Annotated in this window: 19 protein-coding genes; 3 read left to right on the forward strand and 16 right to left on the reverse strand. The window is 47.3% G+C overall.

Annotation, left to right across the window (positions count from 1 at the left end; translation table 11 throughout):
• Nucleotides 1-49 precede the first annotated feature (49 nt).
• The 3 genes from flgD to flgB are packed head-to-tail and all read right to left on the reverse strand — an operon-like array spanning nucleotide 50 to nucleotide 1,598.
• Nucleotides 50-733 (reverse strand): flagellar hook assembly protein FlgD, encoded by a 684-nt coding sequence (gene flgD, locus EIP93_RS14085; RefSeq protein ID WP_039485736.1) that lies wholly within the window; start codon nucleotides 731-733, stop codon nucleotides 50-52.
• A gap of 15 nt (nucleotides 734-748) precedes the next feature.
• Entirely contained in the window at nucleotides 749-1,153 is a 405-nt protein-coding gene (gene flgC, locus EIP93_RS14090; RefSeq protein ID WP_010279553.1) for a flagellar basal body rod protein FlgC, read from the reverse strand.
• 28 nt (nucleotides 1,154-1,181) lie between these two features.
• The gene (flgB, locus tag EIP93_RS14095; RefSeq protein WP_010279550.1) at nucleotides 1,182-1,598 is read right to left on the reverse strand and encodes a flagellar basal body rod protein FlgB; all 417 of its coding nucleotides are present in this window, start codon (nucleotides 1,596-1,598) and stop codon (nucleotides 1,182-1,184) included.
• Between the two features lie 165 nt (nucleotides 1,599-1,763).
• Here flgB and flgA point away from each other — a divergent pair, with 165 nt between their 5' ends.
• The 3 genes from flgA to EIP93_RS14110 all read left to right on the forward strand — a co-directional run bounded on the left by flgA (nucleotide 1,764) and on the right by EIP93_RS14110 (nucleotide 3,313).
• On the forward strand, nucleotides 1,764-2,432 hold the full coding sequence (flgA, locus tag EIP93_RS14100; protein WP_103941490.1) for a flagellar basal body P-ring formation chaperone FlgA: 669 nt from the start codon (nucleotides 1,764-1,766) through the stop codon (nucleotides 2,430-2,432).
• Between the two features lie 141 nt (nucleotides 2,433-2,573).
• Nucleotides 2,574-2,870: a flagellar biosynthesis anti-sigma factor FlgM gene (gene flgM, locus EIP93_RS14105; RefSeq protein ID WP_011093279.1), complete on the forward strand. Its 297-nt coding sequence runs from the start codon at nucleotides 2,574-2,576 to the stop codon at nucleotides 2,868-2,870.
• 5 nt (nucleotides 2,871-2,875) lie between these two features.
• Nucleotides 2,876-3,313 carry a flagella synthesis protein FlgN gene (locus EIP93_RS14110; protein ID WP_103860343.1) on the forward strand — a complete coding sequence of 146 codons (438 nt, stop codon included), beginning with the start codon at nucleotides 2,876-2,878 and terminating at the stop codon, nucleotides 3,311-3,313.
• A 72-nt stretch (nucleotides 3,314-3,385) separates the two neighbouring features.
• Here EIP93_RS14110 and EIP93_RS14115 read toward each other — a convergent pair whose 3' ends face one another.
• The 13 genes from EIP93_RS14115 to flhC form a co-directional block, all read right to left on the reverse strand.
• Entirely contained in the window at nucleotides 3,386-3,796 is a 411-nt protein-coding gene (locus EIP93_RS14115) for a flagellar protein FlhE (protein WP_370685990.1), read from the reverse strand.
• Nucleotides 3,797-3,801: 5 nt separating this feature from the next.
• Nucleotides 3,802-5,886, reverse strand: coding sequence for a flagellar biosynthesis protein FlhA (gene flhA, locus EIP93_RS14120; RefSeq protein ID WP_103860341.1), 2,085 nt, complete (start codon nucleotides 5,884-5,886; stop codon nucleotides 3,802-3,804).
• Nucleotides 5,879-7,030, reverse strand: coding sequence for a flagellar biosynthesis protein FlhB (flhB, locus tag EIP93_RS14125; RefSeq protein WP_103971962.1), 1,152 nt, complete (start codon nucleotides 7,028-7,030; stop codon nucleotides 5,879-5,881). The genes flhA and flhB overlap by 8 nt, the downstream gene beginning before the upstream one ends.
• Before the next feature lie 243 nt (nucleotides 7,031-7,273).
• Complete coding sequence (gene cheZ / locus EIP93_RS14130) at nucleotides 7,274-7,918, reverse strand: protein phosphatase CheZ (RefSeq protein WP_010279523.1); 645 nt, start codon at nucleotides 7,916-7,918, stop codon at nucleotides 7,274-7,276.
• Between the two features lie 9 nt (nucleotides 7,919-7,927).
• Nucleotides 7,928-8,317 carry a chemotaxis response regulator CheY gene (gene cheY / locus EIP93_RS14135; RefSeq protein WP_095699942.1) on the reverse strand — a complete coding sequence of 130 codons (390 nt, stop codon included), beginning with the start codon at nucleotides 8,315-8,317 and terminating at the stop codon, nucleotides 7,928-7,930.
• A gap of 38 nt (nucleotides 8,318-8,355) precedes the next feature.
• Nucleotides 8,356-9,408, reverse strand: coding sequence for a protein-glutamate methylesterase/protein-glutamine glutaminase (locus EIP93_RS14140; RefSeq protein ID WP_095699943.1), 1,053 nt, complete (start codon nucleotides 9,406-9,408; stop codon nucleotides 8,356-8,358).
• On the reverse strand, nucleotides 9,408-10,280 hold the full coding sequence (cheR, locus tag EIP93_RS14145; protein ID WP_039485757.1) for a protein-glutamate O-methyltransferase CheR: 873 nt from the start codon (nucleotides 10,278-10,280) through the stop codon (nucleotides 9,408-9,410). Before cheR ends, EIP93_RS14140 begins: the two co-directional genes overlap by 1 nt.
• Before the next feature lie 517 nt (nucleotides 10,281-10,797).
• Nucleotides 10,798-12,483 (reverse strand): methyl-accepting chemotaxis protein, encoded by a 1,686-nt coding sequence (locus EIP93_RS14150; RefSeq protein WP_125232868.1) that lies wholly within the window; start codon nucleotides 12,481-12,483, stop codon nucleotides 10,798-10,800.
• A gap of 135 nt (nucleotides 12,484-12,618) precedes the next feature.
• Complete coding sequence (cheW, locus tag EIP93_RS14155; RefSeq protein WP_014915920.1) at nucleotides 12,619-13,116, reverse strand: chemotaxis protein CheW; 498 nt, start codon at nucleotides 13,114-13,116, stop codon at nucleotides 12,619-12,621.
• A gap of 31 nt (nucleotides 13,117-13,147) precedes the next feature.
• Nucleotides 13,148-15,151, reverse strand: a complete 2,004-nt coding sequence (cheA, locus tag EIP93_RS14160) for a chemotaxis protein CheA (protein WP_170309998.1) — start codon at nucleotides 15,149-15,151, stop codon at nucleotides 13,148-13,150.
• Between the two features lie 39 nt (nucleotides 15,152-15,190).
• Nucleotides 15,191-16,246, reverse strand: a complete 1,056-nt coding sequence (gene motB, locus EIP93_RS14165) for a flagellar motor protein MotB (RefSeq protein ID WP_039485767.1) — start codon at nucleotides 16,244-16,246, stop codon at nucleotides 15,191-15,193.
• The gene (motA, locus tag EIP93_RS14170) at nucleotides 16,243-17,130 is read right to left on the reverse strand and encodes a flagellar motor stator protein MotA (RefSeq protein WP_103860337.1); all 888 of its coding nucleotides are present in this window, start codon (nucleotides 17,128-17,130) and stop codon (nucleotides 16,243-16,245) included. Before motA ends, motB begins: the two co-directional genes overlap by 4 nt.
• Before the next feature lie 134 nt (nucleotides 17,131-17,264).
• Nucleotides 17,265-17,843 carry a flagellar transcriptional regulator FlhC gene (flhC, locus tag EIP93_RS14175; RefSeq protein ID WP_125232869.1) on the reverse strand — a complete coding sequence of 193 codons (579 nt, stop codon included), beginning with the start codon at nucleotides 17,841-17,843 and terminating at the stop codon, nucleotides 17,265-17,267.
• Between the last annotated feature and the right edge of the window lie 3 nt (nucleotides 17,844-17,846).

Genomic DNA, 17,846 nt, shown 5'->3' on the forward strand with positions numbered 1-17,846 from the left:
TCATATTCCAGATAGTGAATTTCACTGGAATAACATGAAATTTACACCGTTACAGAATCTGCCGGACATCGTCCATGGTGGCTCTGCCGCGTAGTCCTAAATCCAGTAATGCACCGCCATCAGCGCGAATAACACTATTTACCACCGCATAACTCAATGGTTGAACAACCTGCTGCGCGCCGCCAGTACTGGCAGCAACAGTGAAGGTATAAGCCCCATCAGGCGCAACCGTGCCATCAGAAAGTTTACTATCCCAGTTGAATGAGTGAACGCCAGCAGAAAGCGTACCCAGTTCGATCGTACGAACAGCTTTACCTGTCGCATCATTAACGGTGACGGTAACAACCTCTGCGGCTTTTTCCAGTTCCACGCCAAAGGGGGTACTGGTTTCTTTACCAACAAGAATGTCTTTTCCAGGGATCATGACACTGTGGCCAATCAGCGTTGTTGCCTGCATGGATTGGTTGTTATTAATCTGACCAGAGATAGAACCCAATGTGGTATTCAACTTCTCAATACCGCTGACCGTATTAAGCTGAGCAAGTTGGCTTACCAACTGATCGTTGCTCATCGGATTCGTCGGGTCCTGATTCTTCAGCTGTGCAACAAGAAGTGTCAGAAACTGATTCTGTAGGTCAGCACCGCTGTTTTTCTCTACCGGTGTAGATATCGAAGTATTCGATGTGCTCTGTGTTCTCGTTGCCGAGGACGTATCATTCGTTGTTATAGACATTATCTCGTCTCCCGATTATTGCCCGATCGTTAACGTCTTCAGCATCATCGATTTTGTCGTATTCAAGACTTCGACGTTTGCCTGATAACTGCGCGATGCAGAAATGGTGTTTACCATCTCAGCCACTGGGTCAACATTCGGCATGCGAACGTATCCCTGCCCATCAGCCAGCGGATTACCCGGTTCGTAAACCAGACGAGCAGGTGATGGATCTTCAATAACATTGGAAACGCGTACGCCACCCGTAGACTGCCCCGGAGCGGCATTCACTTCGAATACAACCTGCTTGGCGCGATAAGGCTCGCCATCAGGGCCCGTCACACTGTCTGCGTTAGCCAGGTTACTGGCGCTCACATTCAGACGCTGAGATTGCGCAGAAAGCGCTGAGCCTGAAATTTCGAATATATTTAATAACGACATGAATCTTTACCTTCCTATCGCGCTACGATCACGAACCTGACTGCAGGACTGACATCATGCCTTTAATCTGTCCGCCCAGAACGGTCAGGCTGGATTGATATTTCAGGCTATTATCGGCAAAATTAGTGCGTTCGCGGTCCATATCAACCGTATTGCCATCCAACGCAGGCTGATCGGGTACGCGATAAAGCAAATCAAGTTCCGGCGGCTGAAAATTCTGTGCCGGTATATGCCGTACAGACGTGGTTTTCAGCGCGATACCCGTACCGTTCACCCGCCCTTGCTCCATCGTTTTACTGAGCTGGCTGGCAAAATCGATATCCCTGGCCTGATAGCCTGGCGTATCCGCATTAGCAATATTCGCGGCCAAGATTTCCTGCCGCTGGGCACGCAAGTTCAACGCTTCCTGCTGAAACCGCAACGAGGCGTCTAATTTATCAAGCATGCTCCCTCCGCAAGTTAGAATTTGGAGTGAGTAGGATAATTCTCATGGTGGCTATGCCATCGAACGAATAGACACCAAATGCAGCGCTATTTATTGCCTTAACCTCACGCTGACATCGTTACACTTAATGCCCGATATAATCTGAATCAGGAGAGCCGAACAGGAATGAAAACAATACATTATTACCTCTATCTGGCGGCGTCCTGTTTTTTCATCCTGTGTGCCCCTGTCAATGCGAACGACCTTCCTGCACAGATCAACCAATTTTTCGCCTCACGCTTTCAGGGAAGCACGAATACCGTAAACGTTGTGGTAAAATCGCCAGAATCGCAATGGCCACAGTGCGAAGCGCCCCAAATCACGCTGCCCGGGAATACGAAAATGTGGGGTAATGTGAGCCTGTCCATACGCTGCGGGCAACAGCGTCGCTTCATTCAAACCGAAGTTCAGGTAACAGGGAATTATGTCACCAGTGCTCGGCTTATAAATCGTGGAACCACGTTGACGGAAAAAGACATTCGTTTGACAAAAGGCCGGCTCGATTTATTACCGTTGCGCCCTATACTGACGTTACCTGGCGCACAGGGCGCAGTCCTTTTGCGCGATCTCACACCTGGCCAGGTTATTACCGCCTCCATGATCAGACGAGCCTGGGTCGTAAAGGCAGGTCAGTCAGTGCAAATTATCGCCCAAGGGGAAGGCTTCACAATTAATGGCGAAGGAAAGGCCATGAACAACGCGGCAGCCGGACAAGCGGTCAGAGTCAGAACGGCAAATGGACAAATAGTCAGCGGAATCACAAACGAAGATGGGATTATTCTGATCTCACAGTAATTAATTAAAGATTTGCTCACGTTTGCCGATGATAGTTACAGAGTCATTACTGACGACGTTTTAAAATTGAACACCAATGTGATGTGTATTTTGTAACACATTGATGATTAACCACTTATCCTCAAATTAGAGGGATGTATTATGAGTATTGATCGCACCCAGTCACTGAAGCCGGTCAGTCAAGTTCAGCAACGCGAATCTGGTGATGTCGCTAAAACCAAACGTAAACAGGCTGAGGCTCAGTCTGAAGTTAGCGCAACACAGGTAAAACTGAGCGATGCGCAGGCAAAATTGATGCAGCCGGGTACGCAGGACATAGACATGAACCGCGTTGAAACCTTGAAGCAAGCAATTCGTGATGGCTCACTTAAAATTGATGCCGGAAAAATCGCGGATGCGTTGCTTAAAGAGACGCAGGATTTTTTAGCAGGTAATTAATATTTATGGAAAATCTGCAATCGATTTTGGATCAACTGCTGAGCAACCTACGTGAGCTCGATGTTGTTATGTCCGAAGAGCAAACACTGCTTTGCGCTGGTCACATTAACAGCATTGCGTTGCAACAGGTAACAGAGAAGAAAACCTCTCTGCTGGCGACAATGCAGCATTTGGAAGCGCGGCGCCATGAAACTGAATCGACTCTTAAGCTGCAAGCACCTTATGACGGTATTGAAAAGCTGTCGGCTTACTGGCAGCAAGTGCAAGAGTTAACCAGACGTTTGAACGATCAGAATCAGCACAATGGCCTTCTGCTTAGCCGACATATTGCCTACACGAATGAAGCCATCAATATATTGAAACCTCGCCATGGCCAGGGACTGTATGGTCCGGATGGTCAGTCGAAAGGCGTGACAGTTGGTGGTAGAAAAATTACATTCTAAAAGTCTCTGCATTTCTGGCAGAGACTTTTCATCCTTTAAAACAGCCACTTATTTAAATTACTGTTTAAAAGCTTACTTGTAATTTACCGCAATATCGATCGTACGCACGCTGAAAGAATGATTAATACGTCCACTCCCTTCAATGTAGTATACAAAACGAAACTCATTGTTAGCCGCTAATCCGTCAAATGCTCGAGTTTGCCCGTCACCACTTCCGTCTAAATCAACACAGCGCTGTGGCGATTGTGAACACAGTTTCACAACAAGCCCCACAGGTATCGCTGAATCAATAACGTGCCGCCAATATATTGTCGTAATCGTTTCATCTGGATTAACAGCAATGTTAGGAACAAAAGCTGACGTCGTAACCATTTCGCCACGATGATCAAGTTTGATTCCTGGCATACTTCCGTTCCAACTACCTGGCGTCGCGGTGGCACAGAACGGGAGTGCCAACATGGCTACTGCCAGAGCGCGCATCATCTTCCTCACTTCTGAGCTTCCCCAATAACTGATGTCATGCGAATCTGGCGATGATCGCTGATTTCTAAATTAGACAGTACAGCCATGTTTGGCAGACTACGATGCAGGAATCGGGCAAGTAAAGCGCGTAAAGCATGGTTCACAAGCAGCACAGGCGGAGCACCCAACATTTCCTGTCGCTGTAGCGCTTGTTTCGCCTGTTCAAGCAGACGATCGGCAAGTCCCGGTTCGAGGCCACCGCCGCCTTGGAGTGCCTGTAACAGAAGGCGCTCCAACGATCCTTCCAAGCCGATAACCTGAAGTTCGCTGTCTCCTGGGAACCACTGCTGGGTAATCGCACGTCCCAGAGCAACCCTAACTACCGTGGTGAGTTCATAAGGGTCTGGCTGCACTGGCGCATGTTCAGCCAATGTCTCCATGATGGTACGCATATCTCTAATCGAAACTCTCTCACTAAGTAGATTTTGCAAAACCTTATGCAAGGTTGTTAACGTCACTACGCCCGGAATGAAATCTTCTGTCAGCTTTGGCATTTCCTGCGCAACGCGGTCCATCAGTTGCTGAGCTTCCTGTCGTCCAAACAGTTCACTGGCATGTAATGCAATTAAGTGGTTCAGGTGCGTTGCTACTACGGTACTTGCCTCTACGACCGTGAATCCCTGAGCTTGAGCCTGATCTTTCAAGGCATTATCAATCCAGACCGCTGGCAGCCCAAACGCAGGATCCTGCGTGATATCGCCAGATAAAGATCCAACCGCATTGCCCGGATTGATCGCCATCCAACGACCAGGATGAGCCTCACCGCTACCCACCTCGACACCTTTCATCAGTATGCGATAGCTGGCAGGCTGAAGTTCCAAATTATCTCGGATATGAACCACCGGCGGTAAGTATCCCATTTCTTGGGCAAACTTCTTCCTGATACTACGAATCCTGCCCAGTAACTCGCCATCTTGCTGTGCGTCAACCATTGGGATCAATCGATAGCCAACTTCCATACCCAGCGGGTCTTCAAGCTGTACATCAGACCAACTGGCTTCAATAATCTGATGTTTCTCCATTGATGCTGGTATAGGCTGCATAACAGGTTCTTTTTGCTGTTCACCACGTATCCACCAGGCAAGCCCTAACAAAGATGCGGTAAATAACAGAAAGACAAAGTTGGGCATTCCAGGAACAAGCCCAATAAGCCCAATAACCGCCGCACTCAGCACCATCACTCGTGGGTTATTGAATAGCTGGGTGACCATCTGCTGGCCAACGTCCTGATCGGTACTCACGCGAGTAACAATTACACCCGCTGCAGTAGAGATAATCAGAGCAGGGATCTGGGCAACCAAGCCATCACCGATGGTAAGCAGCGTATAGCTTTCAGCTGCCTGCCCTACTGGCATGTTGTGCTGTACAACACCGACGATCAATCCACCAACAATGTTGATGACCATGATAATCAGTCCCGCGACAGCGTCACCGCGTACGAACTTACTGGCACCGTCCATTGAGCCGTAGAAATCTGACTCCTGAGTGACTTCAGCACGGCGCTTTTTCGCTTCTTCTTCACCAATGATCCCAGCATTAAGATCGGCATCGATCGCCATCTGTTTACCTGGCATACCATCCAACACAAAGCGAGCACCAACTTCAGCGATACGTCCGGCACCTTTGGTGATAACCATGAAGTTGATTAAGACAAGAATGATAAAGACCACAATACCAATGGCGAAATTTCCACCTACCAGAAAGTGTCCGAATGCTTCAACGACCTTCCCTGCTGCTGCAGTCCCCGTGTGCCCTTCAAGCAAAATAATACGGGTTGATGCAACGTTGAGTGACAAGCGCAGTAAGGTAGAAAACAGAAGGATCGTAGGGAACGCAGCAAACTCGAGCGTTCGCTGCGTAAACATCGCAACCAGCAATACCATGATTGATAGCGCGATGTTAAAGGTAAATAGCAGATCCAGAATGAATGGCGGCAGCGGCAATACCATCATGGAAAGTATCAGCAGGATCAGTATTGGTCCGGCTAATATTTGCCATTGGGCACCCTTCATATTACTCGGTAAACGAAGCAAAGAGGCCAAATTAGCCATCAGTAGTATTCTCTTTAGCAAAATCCAGCGCATCTGGCACTGGTAGATGTTTCGGTTTTCTAGGAATTAATCCACCTTCTCGCTTCCAGCGTTTCAGTTGATAAACCCAGGCTAAGACTTCTGCAACGGCAGCATACAGCGCGGCCGGGATGTGCTGTCCGACCTCTGAATGACGAAATAGTGCTCGCGCCAACGGTGGTGCTTCTAAAATAGGAACACGGTGTTCTGTCCCCAATTCACGAATACGTAAAGCGACCTCGCCAGCCCCTTTAGCCAACACCTTCGGCGCATTCATTTTTTTCTCATCATAACGTAATGCTACCGCATAATGCGTCGGGTTAGTGACTATAACATCAGCTTTAGGCACATCAGCCATCATCCTACGTTGGGCCATTGCCCTTTGTTGCTGACGAATACGGCCTTTAACATGAGGATCGCCTTCACTCTGTTTATGCTCATCACGAATTTCCTGTTTCGTCATCCGTAATTTTTTGATGTGACTCCACACTTGCCAAAACACATCAAAAGCGACCATGGGAATAAGGCCCATAATGATGAGGAAACCACACATTACGGTTAATTCCAGCGCATCACCTAACGCCGCAATCGGCGCTTCGGATACAAGATGCAATATTTTTGGCCAGTTATGAATCAAGAACAAGGTACTAATGATCCCGACCATGACTGATTTCAATATCGCTTTGAAAAGCTCAGCCAATGATTGGGAAGAAAATAACCGTTTCAGCCCAGAAATAGGATCTAATTTTTTGAAGTCAACTTTTAATGACTTAGTACTAAATAATACCCCACCCAGCAGCATCGGCGCAGACAGTGCAACCAATACGGCCCCGAGCATAATCGGTACCAACGCAGATGCTGCCTGTCGCAATAATGAACCAACGTGGCGTAGCATTTGGGTATCATCGCCAATCGTTGCGTAATCAAAATTTAACGACTGTGAGACAATTCTAGCTAATCGGCCAGCCATGACATCCCCCCCTATCCATAAAATAGCCAATCCTGCGACCATCATCAGAACAGAAGTCAGCTCTCGAGATCGCGGGATTTGCCCTTCTTCTCGTGCCTTTTCCTCTTTTTGGGGAGTGGGGGCTTCTGTTTTTTCTAGATCGCTATCTTCAGCCACGATGTGTTCCTGTTACGACTTTCAGGATAGGAATTTGCTGCCTAGCATGACAAATACGAGAAAGTTTTATGGCTGGAACAAAGAGAAAAACCGACGCTTCTTTAACGAATAGTAAGGATACACAGGCGGGAAAAATCGAGTTTAGCTATTTATGGCCATAAATACTGGCCATAAATAATCGGGCGATGGTGTTCATAATTCTTTCAAAAAAGGGAATAGTTCCCTTTTTTGAAGCAAGATTCATTAGAACCCAAGGCTATCCAGAAGGTCATCAACCTGATCCTGATTGGCGACGATACCTGCTGCACCTTTATCCAACTGAGGTCCGTTCAGCAGACCATCATTTGCACGCTTAGGCGCGTCTGGTTTTTCTGGGATATTTTCCAGCAATACCATCAGCAGTTGTTTTTCAATCTCCTGGACAACATCCATCATACGCTTGATTACCTGACCAGTAAGGTCCTGGAAATCCTGCGCCATCATAATTTCCAACAGTTGGGCGTTGGTAAACGAGGTATGCTGTGGTACATCTTCAAGATAGCTACGCGTATCCGTCACTAATTCGCGCGCATCAGCCAGCTCGATTGGATTTTCAAACCATTCATCCCAACGAGTTTTCAGAGATTTGGCATCAGCTTCTAGTTGGTTTTGACGTGGCTGTGCAGCTTCTACGCAGTTAAGAGCACGCTCTGCCGCTTGCGCAGTCATCTGGACAACATAGTCAAGACGATCGCGGGCATCAGGAATAGCCTCTGCTGCTTCTGCTATCGCATTATCCAGACCCAGCTCTTTCAAGCTGTCACGCAGCATACGAGTCAATTGGCCGATACGCGAAATGATCTCGGTTGCTGAAGCTGTGTCGTTCACGGACGGCATATGTGGCGTCATAAGATCCCCTTACATACCCAATTTTTCGAAAATCTTACTCAGTTTTTCTTCAAGGGTAGCTGCAGTAAATGGTTTAACTACATAGCCGCTAGCACCTGCTTGTGCCGCAGCGATAATGTTCTCTTTCTTCGCTTCTGCCGTTACCATCAGCACGGGAAGGCTGGAAAGCGCGCCGTCAGCACGAATAGTCTGTAATAGCTCCAGTCCATCCATGTTGGGCATATTCCAGTCAGAAATGACGAAATCAAAAGCACTGGAACGAAGCTTGTTCAGTGCATCTGCACCATCTTCTGCCTCTTCTACGTTATTAAAGCCCAGTTCCTTCAGCAGGTTACGGACAATTCGGCGCATTGTCGAAAAATCATCCACTACCAAAAATCTGAGTTCTTTATCGGCCATACCTACTCCTAAAATATTTATTGCTCACCGAGAGCTGCTTATATACGTAATGCCTGTCCGGCAGAGATTTGTGCCAACATACGCTGGCTCACCTGGTGCAAATCCACCACTTCATCGACGCCACCCATCGCAATCGCTTCGCGTGGCATCCCGAAAACCACACAACTTGCTTCATTCTGGGCCAGAGTATAAGCACCAGCCTGATGGAGTTCCAACATGCCGGCCGCCCCATCATTCCCCATTCCAGTAAGGATTACCCCTACAGCATTTCGCCCGGCGTATTGCGCAACCGAACGGAATAACACATCAACTGATGGACGATGCCGATTGACGGGGGGCCCATCATTTAAACGTACTTGATAGTTTGCCCCACTACGCGCCAGTTCAAGATGGCGTGCTCCTGGAGCAATGTAGGCATGACCAGGAAGAACACGTTCACCATCCTCTGCTTCTTTCACCGTAATCTGACATAGCTTGTTCAAACGCTCGGCAAAAGACTTCGTAAAGCCCGGTGGCATATGCTGTGTGATCAGTAATGCAGGACTTGTCGGCGGCAGGGGCTGTAATACATGTCGTATCGCTTCCGTTCCCCCTGTCGATGCACCAATCGCGATCAATTTCTCACTACTGAGCAACGGCATATGCTGAATAATTCTTGTCGGTTCTGCCGCTGCACTACGTTGCGGAAGTCGCGCCTTCGCTGCCATGCGAATTTTTTCCGCAATCAGTTCGCTGTATGCCAGCATTCCCTCACGGATACCTAACTGCGGTTTGGTGACAAAATCAATCGCACCAAGCTCCAGCGCGCGAAGCGTAATCTCTGAGCCTTTTCCTGTCAGGGACGACACCATGACAACAGGCATCGGGCGCAAGCGCATAAGTTTTTCAAGAAAATCCAGCCCATCCATGCGAGGCATTTCAACATCCAGCGTTAATACCTGGGGATTGAATTTTTTAATCAAATCACGAGCAACTAATGGATCTGGCGCAGTTGCAACAACTTCCATATCAGGATGGCTATTGATTATTTCAGTCATGATCTGGCGCATTAGGGCAGAATCATCAACACATAATACTCTTATCTTGCTCATTATCTTTCCTTAGCCAGCCCATATACAGTTTGCCCACGCAAATAGAATTCACGACTAATCTGGCTGAAATTCTCTGAATGCCCAGCAAATAACAATCCGCCCGGTTTAAGCATCGGGACGAATCGACGAAGAATACGCTCTTGAGTTTCTTTATCGAAGTAAATCATTATATTACGACAAAAAATAGCATCGAATGGTGCAGGAACGGACCAATCGGGTGCAAGCAGATTTAGTTGTTGGAAATGCACCATTGATGCAAGTTCAGGACGTACACGAACTAAACCACTATGTGGTCCAGTGCCGCGCAAAAAAAACCGCTGTAGTTGTTGTGGAGAAAGAGAGCGCAATTCTTCTTGCCGATAGATGCCAGCCGTTGCTTTTTCTAACACCTGAGTATCAATATCACTGGCCCATACCTGACACCCACTCGCCTTATTACCTAAAACCTCAGCAAGTGTCATTGCCAACGAATAAGGTTCTTCCCCTGTAGAAGCCGCCGTACTCCAGATGGTGTAGCCATTTGGACGTTTTCTGACATGCTCGGCCAATATAGGAAAATGGTGGGCTTCGCGGAAAAATGCCGTCAGGTTAGTGGTTAATGCATTAACAAAGGCTTGCCACTCGGCGCTGTTAAGATCTGATTCCAGTAATGCTAAATATTGGCCGAAATCATTGATTCCGAGCAAACGGAGACGTCTAACTAAACGGTTATAAACCATTTCACGTTTGTGATCGGCAAGAACAATGCCGGCACGCTGGTATATTAATTGACTGATTCGACGGAAATGGGTATCCGACAACGGCAACCTGTCAACCATCTGCGTCAGGATAGAAGCAGATTCAGGGCGATTTTGCGACGGTGTACTTTTCATATCAAATCGCTCGAATAGTGTTTTTTGCTATGGTTTTTTTCAATCTGAACTTTCCTTTACAGCTAACGCAGGTTTTTATTGTCATTCGTCAATTACTCATCGCATTACGATTAAAACTGACACTGTATTGGTAATACACACTGCAAGTTCTGCAAACTGAACCGGTCAGCATGTTCGTTCTACCAAAGCCACATGCTGTCGGGTGGCGTTGTCCCTCTCATCACAGCTGCGCTACCTGCTTTATTCTTTGGCTTTAATACCAAAGCCAACCTCACCCCATCATATCCATAACATAAGTTACAGATTGAACAATATCATGAATTACCCTGCTTCAAAGCACCAAGTGCTGTATCACTTACAACCCCCAAGTGTGCACTGATCGATTACTCGCATGTTCATTTTTTAAATTATGGCGAGTAAACAATCACCCAGCTACCTACATGTAAGCGGCTGGGGATTAGCTCAGTAACAATATCCCTACAGCTTGGGTTATTTATAGCCTATACGACGATTCTGATCAGAACGTTTCCCAATTATCATTTGGTGAACCTTCTTTCGCTTTCTTACCACCATTCGCTGATGAAGCCAACAATGCAGGTTTTTGACCCGCTGTCGCCCGTGTCGTCCTTCTAAACGAACCGGTATCTTCAGACAGACGGAATACAGCAACCGCCTGATTCAGTACTTTCACTTGTTCTTCCAAAGCAACCGCTGCGGTCGCAGACTCTTCAACCAAGGAAGCGTTTTGCTGCGTCACGCGATCCATCTCAGTAACAGCCTGACCAACCTGATCGATACCTTTGCTTTGCTCATCAGAAGCGGAGGCGATTTCACCCATAATATCCGTTACACGAGTGACAGCACTGACGATTTCTCCCATCGTCTCGCCCGCACTTTCAACCAGTACAGAACCTTCATCAACTCGGCTGACAGAATCTTCAATCAAACTTTTAATTTCTTTCGCAGCCTGAGCACTACGCTGTGCCAAATTACGAACTTCACCTGCAACAACCGCAAACCCACGACCTTGTTCCCCTGCTCTGGCGGCTTCAACCGCTGCATTCAGCGCAAGAATGTTGGTCTGAAAAGCAATGCCATCAATCACACTAGTAATATCGGCAATTTTTTGCGAACTTCCAGCAATATTGTGCATGGTTTTGACGACATTATCGACAACCTTGCCACCCTTCTGCGCCGTCTCTGAGGCACTCAGTGCCAACTGGCTGGCCTGACGAGCATTTTCCGCATTCTGTTTAACTGTTGCGGTCAACTGTTCCATGCTTGCTGCCGTTTCTTCTAATGAAGCAGCCTGTTGCTCAGTACGCGACGAAAGATCGTTATTACCCGCGCTAATTTCTGTAGCACCCGTATAAATGGCATCAGCACCTTGTCGAACTGCACTAACTGTTGAAACAAACTCACTTTGCATATGGCGAATACTGTCAGCCAGAATTCCCATTTCATTGCTACTGTGAAAATGAGTCGTTTTTGTCAGATCGCCTTTCGCAATATGACGAATGTGTTCAACAATATTATTTAGCGGCCTTATTAATAGCTGTTGAATACCAATCCAAGAAATCAGCGCTAACGCAAAAACCAGCACGATGATGAAACCGAGTATCCAAAGCGCGGAGTCGTAAGCTTCATCATTTTTAGCTATGCCAGCCTGATAAAGTTTATCGCTTTCAGCTTTATAAGCGTAATACGCTTTTTCAAAGTTATCCTGAAAACGCTGTGTCGGTTGCTCAATAAATTTTTTAAATTCCCCTGCATTCAGAAACTGAATTAACTCAGTTAATGCAGCATTCAGAGCCACATAATTCTCTTTTACTCCCCGAGCGACGCTCTCATCCTGACGCGCATCCTGCGGCACTTTCTCATAACGGGAGAAAAAATCGTTTGCAACAGACAGTTGTTTTTGAGCCGAACCCAAAAGCTCTTTCCCGCCCGCACCGGCTCCCGTACCGTTTGCATCAAGAGCAAAACGCGTACCTGCACGGTTAAGTGTATTACGGGTCTGTAATAAATATGACCACGCAGAATCCAGTTCGGAACGCTTCTGGTTAATCACCTGCGTTGAGCTGAAGATATCCTTATCATTTTTTAATGCACTAAAGAATAAACCACCAGAAATAAGCTGAAGAGCTCCAAACAACACCAGTACAAGCATCAAACCTGTGACAACTTTTATACGGTTAAACATATAACGCCTTTTGAGTAGACCAACCACCGATGATATCGGCACTATTCTGGATATCTTTACGAATTTCTGAACTGACAAGGATACAGCTAAGGAAGGTTTTCGGGGCTACTTTCGTAGCCCCTGAAGGCCAATGGATTAGACTTTCAATACGCTATCAACCAGCGCCATTTCTTCGCTGCTCAACAGTTTTTCGATATCAACCAAAATCAGCATTCTCTCGCCCAAAGAGCCTAAACCAGTCAGGTACTCTGTTGACAGCGTTACAGCAAATTCCGGTGCAGGACGAATTTGGTCTGTAGTCAATGACAACACATCAGACACGCCATCTACGACAATCCCGACAACACGCTGGCCAAGGTTCAGAACAATAACAACCGTGTTGTCATCGTATTCAACATCCTGCTTGGCAAATTTAATGCGCAAGTCAACGATCGGTACAATGACACCGCGTAGGTTGGTTACACCTTTAATGAAGGAAGGTGTGTTGGCAATACGCGTTACCTGGTCATAACCGCGAATTTCTTGTACTTTTAAAATATCAACGCCGTACTCTTCGTCACCCAGCGTAAAAATCAGGAATTCCTGTCCTACTGTTTCGCCAGTTAATTTCGTGACGCTTGCAAGTCCAGTCATGTTTTCCACCCTTTATTAACAATCTGTTTTATTAAGCAGCAGTTTCAACCGCACGCTTTTCACGATTAAGCGCTTGTAACGCTGAAACATCCACAATCAGCGCAACGCTGCCATCACCAAGGATGGTAGCGGCTGAAACGCCTGGTACCTTGCGATAATTACTTTCCAGGTTTTTAACGACGACCTGATGTTGGCCAATCAACTGATCGACCAACAAGGCATAACGTCGACCCGCACTTTGCAGGATAACGACAATACCTTGAGTAGCATCCGTCTTAGCGCCATCCACATCAAAGATATGGAACAGTTCAACGAGAGGTAAATATTCACCACGAACCTGCAATACTCGCTCTCCGCCAGCTAACGGGTACAGGTCTTCCGACTGCGGCTGCAAGGATTCCATCACGGCGTTGAGCGGTAGAATAAAGACTTCTTTGTTAACTTTAACGGACATGCCATCGAGGATAGCGAGTGTTAATGGCAACAGGATTCTGATCGTCGTGCCTTTTCCAGCCTGGAAGTGAATTTCAACATGACCACCCATTTCCTGGATATTCCGCTTCACCACATCCATGCCGACGCCACGGCCAGAGACGTCCGTGACTTTCTCAGCGGTTGAGAAGCCTGGAGCAAAGATCAGCATGCCCACTTCTTCATCAGACATCGAGTCACTTACTGCTAGCCCTTGAGACAAGGCTTTAGCCAGAATTCTCTCGCGGTTGAGCCCGGCGCCATCGTCGATAACTTCAATACAGATGTTACCACCCTGATGTTCCGCAGAAAGCGTCAAGTTACCTACAGCAGCTTTACCTGCAGCAACGCGTTTATCTGGAGATTCGATACCGTGGTCGAGGCTGTTACGCACTAAGTGTGTCAGAGGATCGATAATACGCTCGATCAAACTCTTATCCAGCTCAGTCGAGCTCCCCATCAGCGTTAGTTCGACCTGCTTATCCAATTTCGCAGCCAAGTCACGAACCAATCGAGGGAAACGACTAAATACATATTCCATCGGCATCATACGGATGGACATAACCGATTCTTGCAGATCGCGGGCATTGCGTTCCAACTGCCCCATACTATTGAGCAGGTCGCCGTGCGCCACAGGATCGAGTTCGCTTGAGCGTTGTGCCAGCATAGATTGCGTAATCACTAATTCACCGACGAGGTTGATAAGTTGGTCAACCTTCTCAACCGCTACACGAATACTGGTATCACCGGTTTTTGCTTTATTTTTTCCATTTTCCGGTGCAGCTTGCGGTTTTGCAGCAACTGGTGCAGACGGCGCAACTGGAGCAGCGGCAACGACGGGTGCTTCAACAACAGTCAATGTTTCTACGACTTCAGCGACGGCAGATTGGCTGGCTACGGCAGACTTGAAGCTGATTTGCTCAGGCTCAAGAACAAAACACAGTACCGCACTAATATCGTCTTCGCTTTCAGACGTGACTAATGTCACTTCTACGCTAGTGTCAGTCTGGTGCGGATCTTTAACCGTCCCCAGATTACCAAGCTCTTCCAGCATCTGAGGTATTTCCTGAGACTTCAGGCCGGTTAATGCGATACGCATTTCACCTTTACCATTAGATGCTGGGCTAGTAGCAGAGTGCTGTGTTGCAGCCGACGCATCAGATTGGGCTGCATCACCATCGGCTTTAGACTCCAGAGCAAGCTGGCGCAAGGCCTGACAGATATACTCAAAGCTTTCAGCATTGGGTTCCTGTGCGGTTTTATAAGCGTCCAACTGATCCTGCATAATGTCTTTTGTTTCCAGAAACAGGTTGATGATATCAGTGCTAAGACGCATTTCGCCACGTCTTGCCCCATCGAGTAAGTTTTCTAACAGGTGCGTAGTTTCCTGCAATGCTTTAAAACCGAATGTGCCAGCACCTCCTTTTATGGAGTGCGCTGCACGGAAAATCGCATTCAATTGCTCGGTGTCGGGTTCTGACGGATCCAACAACAATAAGTGTTGTTCCATATCTGCCAGTAATTCATCTGCTTCATCAAAGAACGTTTGATAGAAAGCACTCATGTCCATGCTCACGTGGTCACCTCTGCTGTGAATCGCGGCTTATTGAGAAGGCGTCGCCTGGCTATCGGGCGCAGCAGGCAACGCGGTGGTTGGCTGTTGACGCTCTGGAGCAGGAACTCCATTAGTTGGTTGTGGCGATGCCCCACCACTTCCACTCGTATTGTTGTTATCACTATTTTCGGCAGCCGGAGTGGTAGGTTTAGGCTTATCCAACTCCATATTTTGTAAATTTTCCACCTTGTCTATATTTACAGCAGAGCTTTCTGCATTTTCTTCTTCAATATCCTTTTGAGCTTGTCTGCTCAATACCAGTAAACTGATACGTCGGTTAATCGCATCACTTCCACCTGCCGCCTGTTTGAGGCTCATTGTCGCAGCCATGCCCACAACGCGCAAAACTTTTCCATCAGACAAGCCCCCAAAAATAAGCTCTCGACGTGATGCATTCGCACGATCAGCGGACAATTCCCAGTTACTATAACCACGCTCCCCTGTCGTATACTGAACATCATCGGTATGGCCGGAGATACTCAGCTTATTGGGGAAATCGTTCATGATAGGCGCTATCGCACGCAGGATATCTCGCATATAGGGCTCAACCTGCGCGCTCCCGGTTTTAAACATGGGGCGATTTTGACTATCAATGATTTGGATACGTAACCCTTCCTCAATCATTTCAATTAACAGATGTGGGCGGAGTGCGCGTAAGCGAGGATCGGCTTCAATTAACTGATCAAGGCGTTCACGCAATCTATTGAGTCGAACCTGATCCAGCTTCTTTTCTACGTTGTCTGTCTTGATGGCCTTTTTCACTTCACCATCTTGCTGGGTGGGATCATTCCCCCCCCCCGGAATCGGGCTGGAACTGTCGCTTGATTTAGAGCCAGAAGTTAATGCAACTTTTAGCGGGGTACGAAAATACTCTGCGATTTGGGCCAACTGCATTGGCGTAGAAATTGCGATAAGCCACATTACAAGAAACAATGCCATCATTGCTGTCATAAAGTCAGCGTAGGCAATCTTCCAGGAGCCACCATGGTGGCCCCCATGTCCAGACTTACGCTTTTTGCGAATAATGGGATGCTGATGTTTCATGCGTTACTGTCCGACGCTTGCTGAGTCGGCGATTTCACACGACGAATGTGTTCTTCCAATTCGGTAAAGGAAGGACGCTCCGTTGAGTACAGCGTTTTACGACCGAATTCAACGGCAATTTGTGGAGCGTAGCCATTAAGGCTCGACAATAATGTGATTTTAATGCACTGCAGTACTTTGATTTTTTCTGCATTTTTCTGACGCAGTAAGGCGGCTAATGGGGAGACAAAGCCGTAAGCAAGTAGAATCCCCAGGAAGGTACCCACCATGGCGTGAGCGATCATCATACCCAACTCAGCAGCAGGCCGGTCAACATAGGCCAGTGAGTGAACAACCCCCATAACAGCCGCGACGATACCAAATGCAGGAAGACCGTCACCCATCATCGTCAAGCTGGATGCGGGTACTTCGCTTTCATGTTCAATTGTCTCGATCTCTTCATCCATCAGCGTTTCAATCTCAAACGCATTCATGTTACCGCTAACCATCAAACGCAAATAATCGGTAATAAATTCGACAACGGTATTGTCAGAAAGAATATTCGGATAGCTCGAGAAGATTTCACTTTCCCGAGGATTATCAATATCAAATTCCAGGGAAAGCATGCCTTGCTGGCGGGATTTGGCCATCACTCGAAAGAGCAAGGCCATGAGATCCATATACAATGCTTTGTTGTACTTGGAACTTTTGACCAAGAGAGGTAGCGCACGTAGTGTGGCTTTTATCGCCTTTCCATTGTTACCAACGATGAAAGCACCTACCGCCGCACCACCGATAATCAGCAGCTCCGAAGGTTGGTAAAGCGCACCCAAGGCCCCACCGACCATGAGATAACCGCCGAGTATCGAGGCCACAATTACGATATAACCCAATATAACCAGCACAAGAAATCCTTATAATAAAAAAGGTGGGCGGAAAGAGAGGTAAAACTGCGGAGCCGTAGCCAGGACGTTCTAGAGGAAGAAATCTATCACCGCTTTCACAACCAACAGTGATAGATTCACAAATCGCTACAGGCTCAGACTGCGTGTTTTACCTGTTCATCCAGCAGTTGAGGTATTATATCGGCAAGATTTTGCGAAAGTTTACGCCTTTTTACCGCTCTGGAAGGGGGTTGGCACAAACTACAAACAAAACTGTTTTTAGGTTGATGAGCGTGAGTAATGAACATCCCTTTACAGCAATTGCATGACGATAGTTGCAGCATACCGCTGTCAACAAACCGGACTAATGTCCAAGCACGCGTCAATGCCAACAGTGGAGAATCGCTCTGCCGCGCACACTGTTCCAAGTAAAGTCGATAAGATTTAATAACCGCTTCAACACCGCTGCACTGCCCATTCTTGATTAAAAAGCTGTACGCGTTGTAGAACATTGATGAATGAATATTCTGTTCCCAGGTCATAAACCAATCCGTTGAAAAAGGTAGCATTCCCTTTGGCGGCGGACTTCCTCTAAGTTCTTTGTACAGTTTAATCAAACGTCCGCGACTTAACTGAGTTTCACTTTCCAGCATCTGTAAACGAGCACCGAGCGAAATGAGCTCCATCGCCAATTGGATGTCTTTCGCCTCCTGAACAATACTTTTCTCCGCCATTAC

This window comes from Pectobacterium versatile, from assembly GCF_003932035.1.
In the GTDB taxonomy this organism is placed as follows: Bacteria; Pseudomonadota; Gammaproteobacteria; order Enterobacterales; family Enterobacteriaceae; genus Pectobacterium; species Pectobacterium versatile.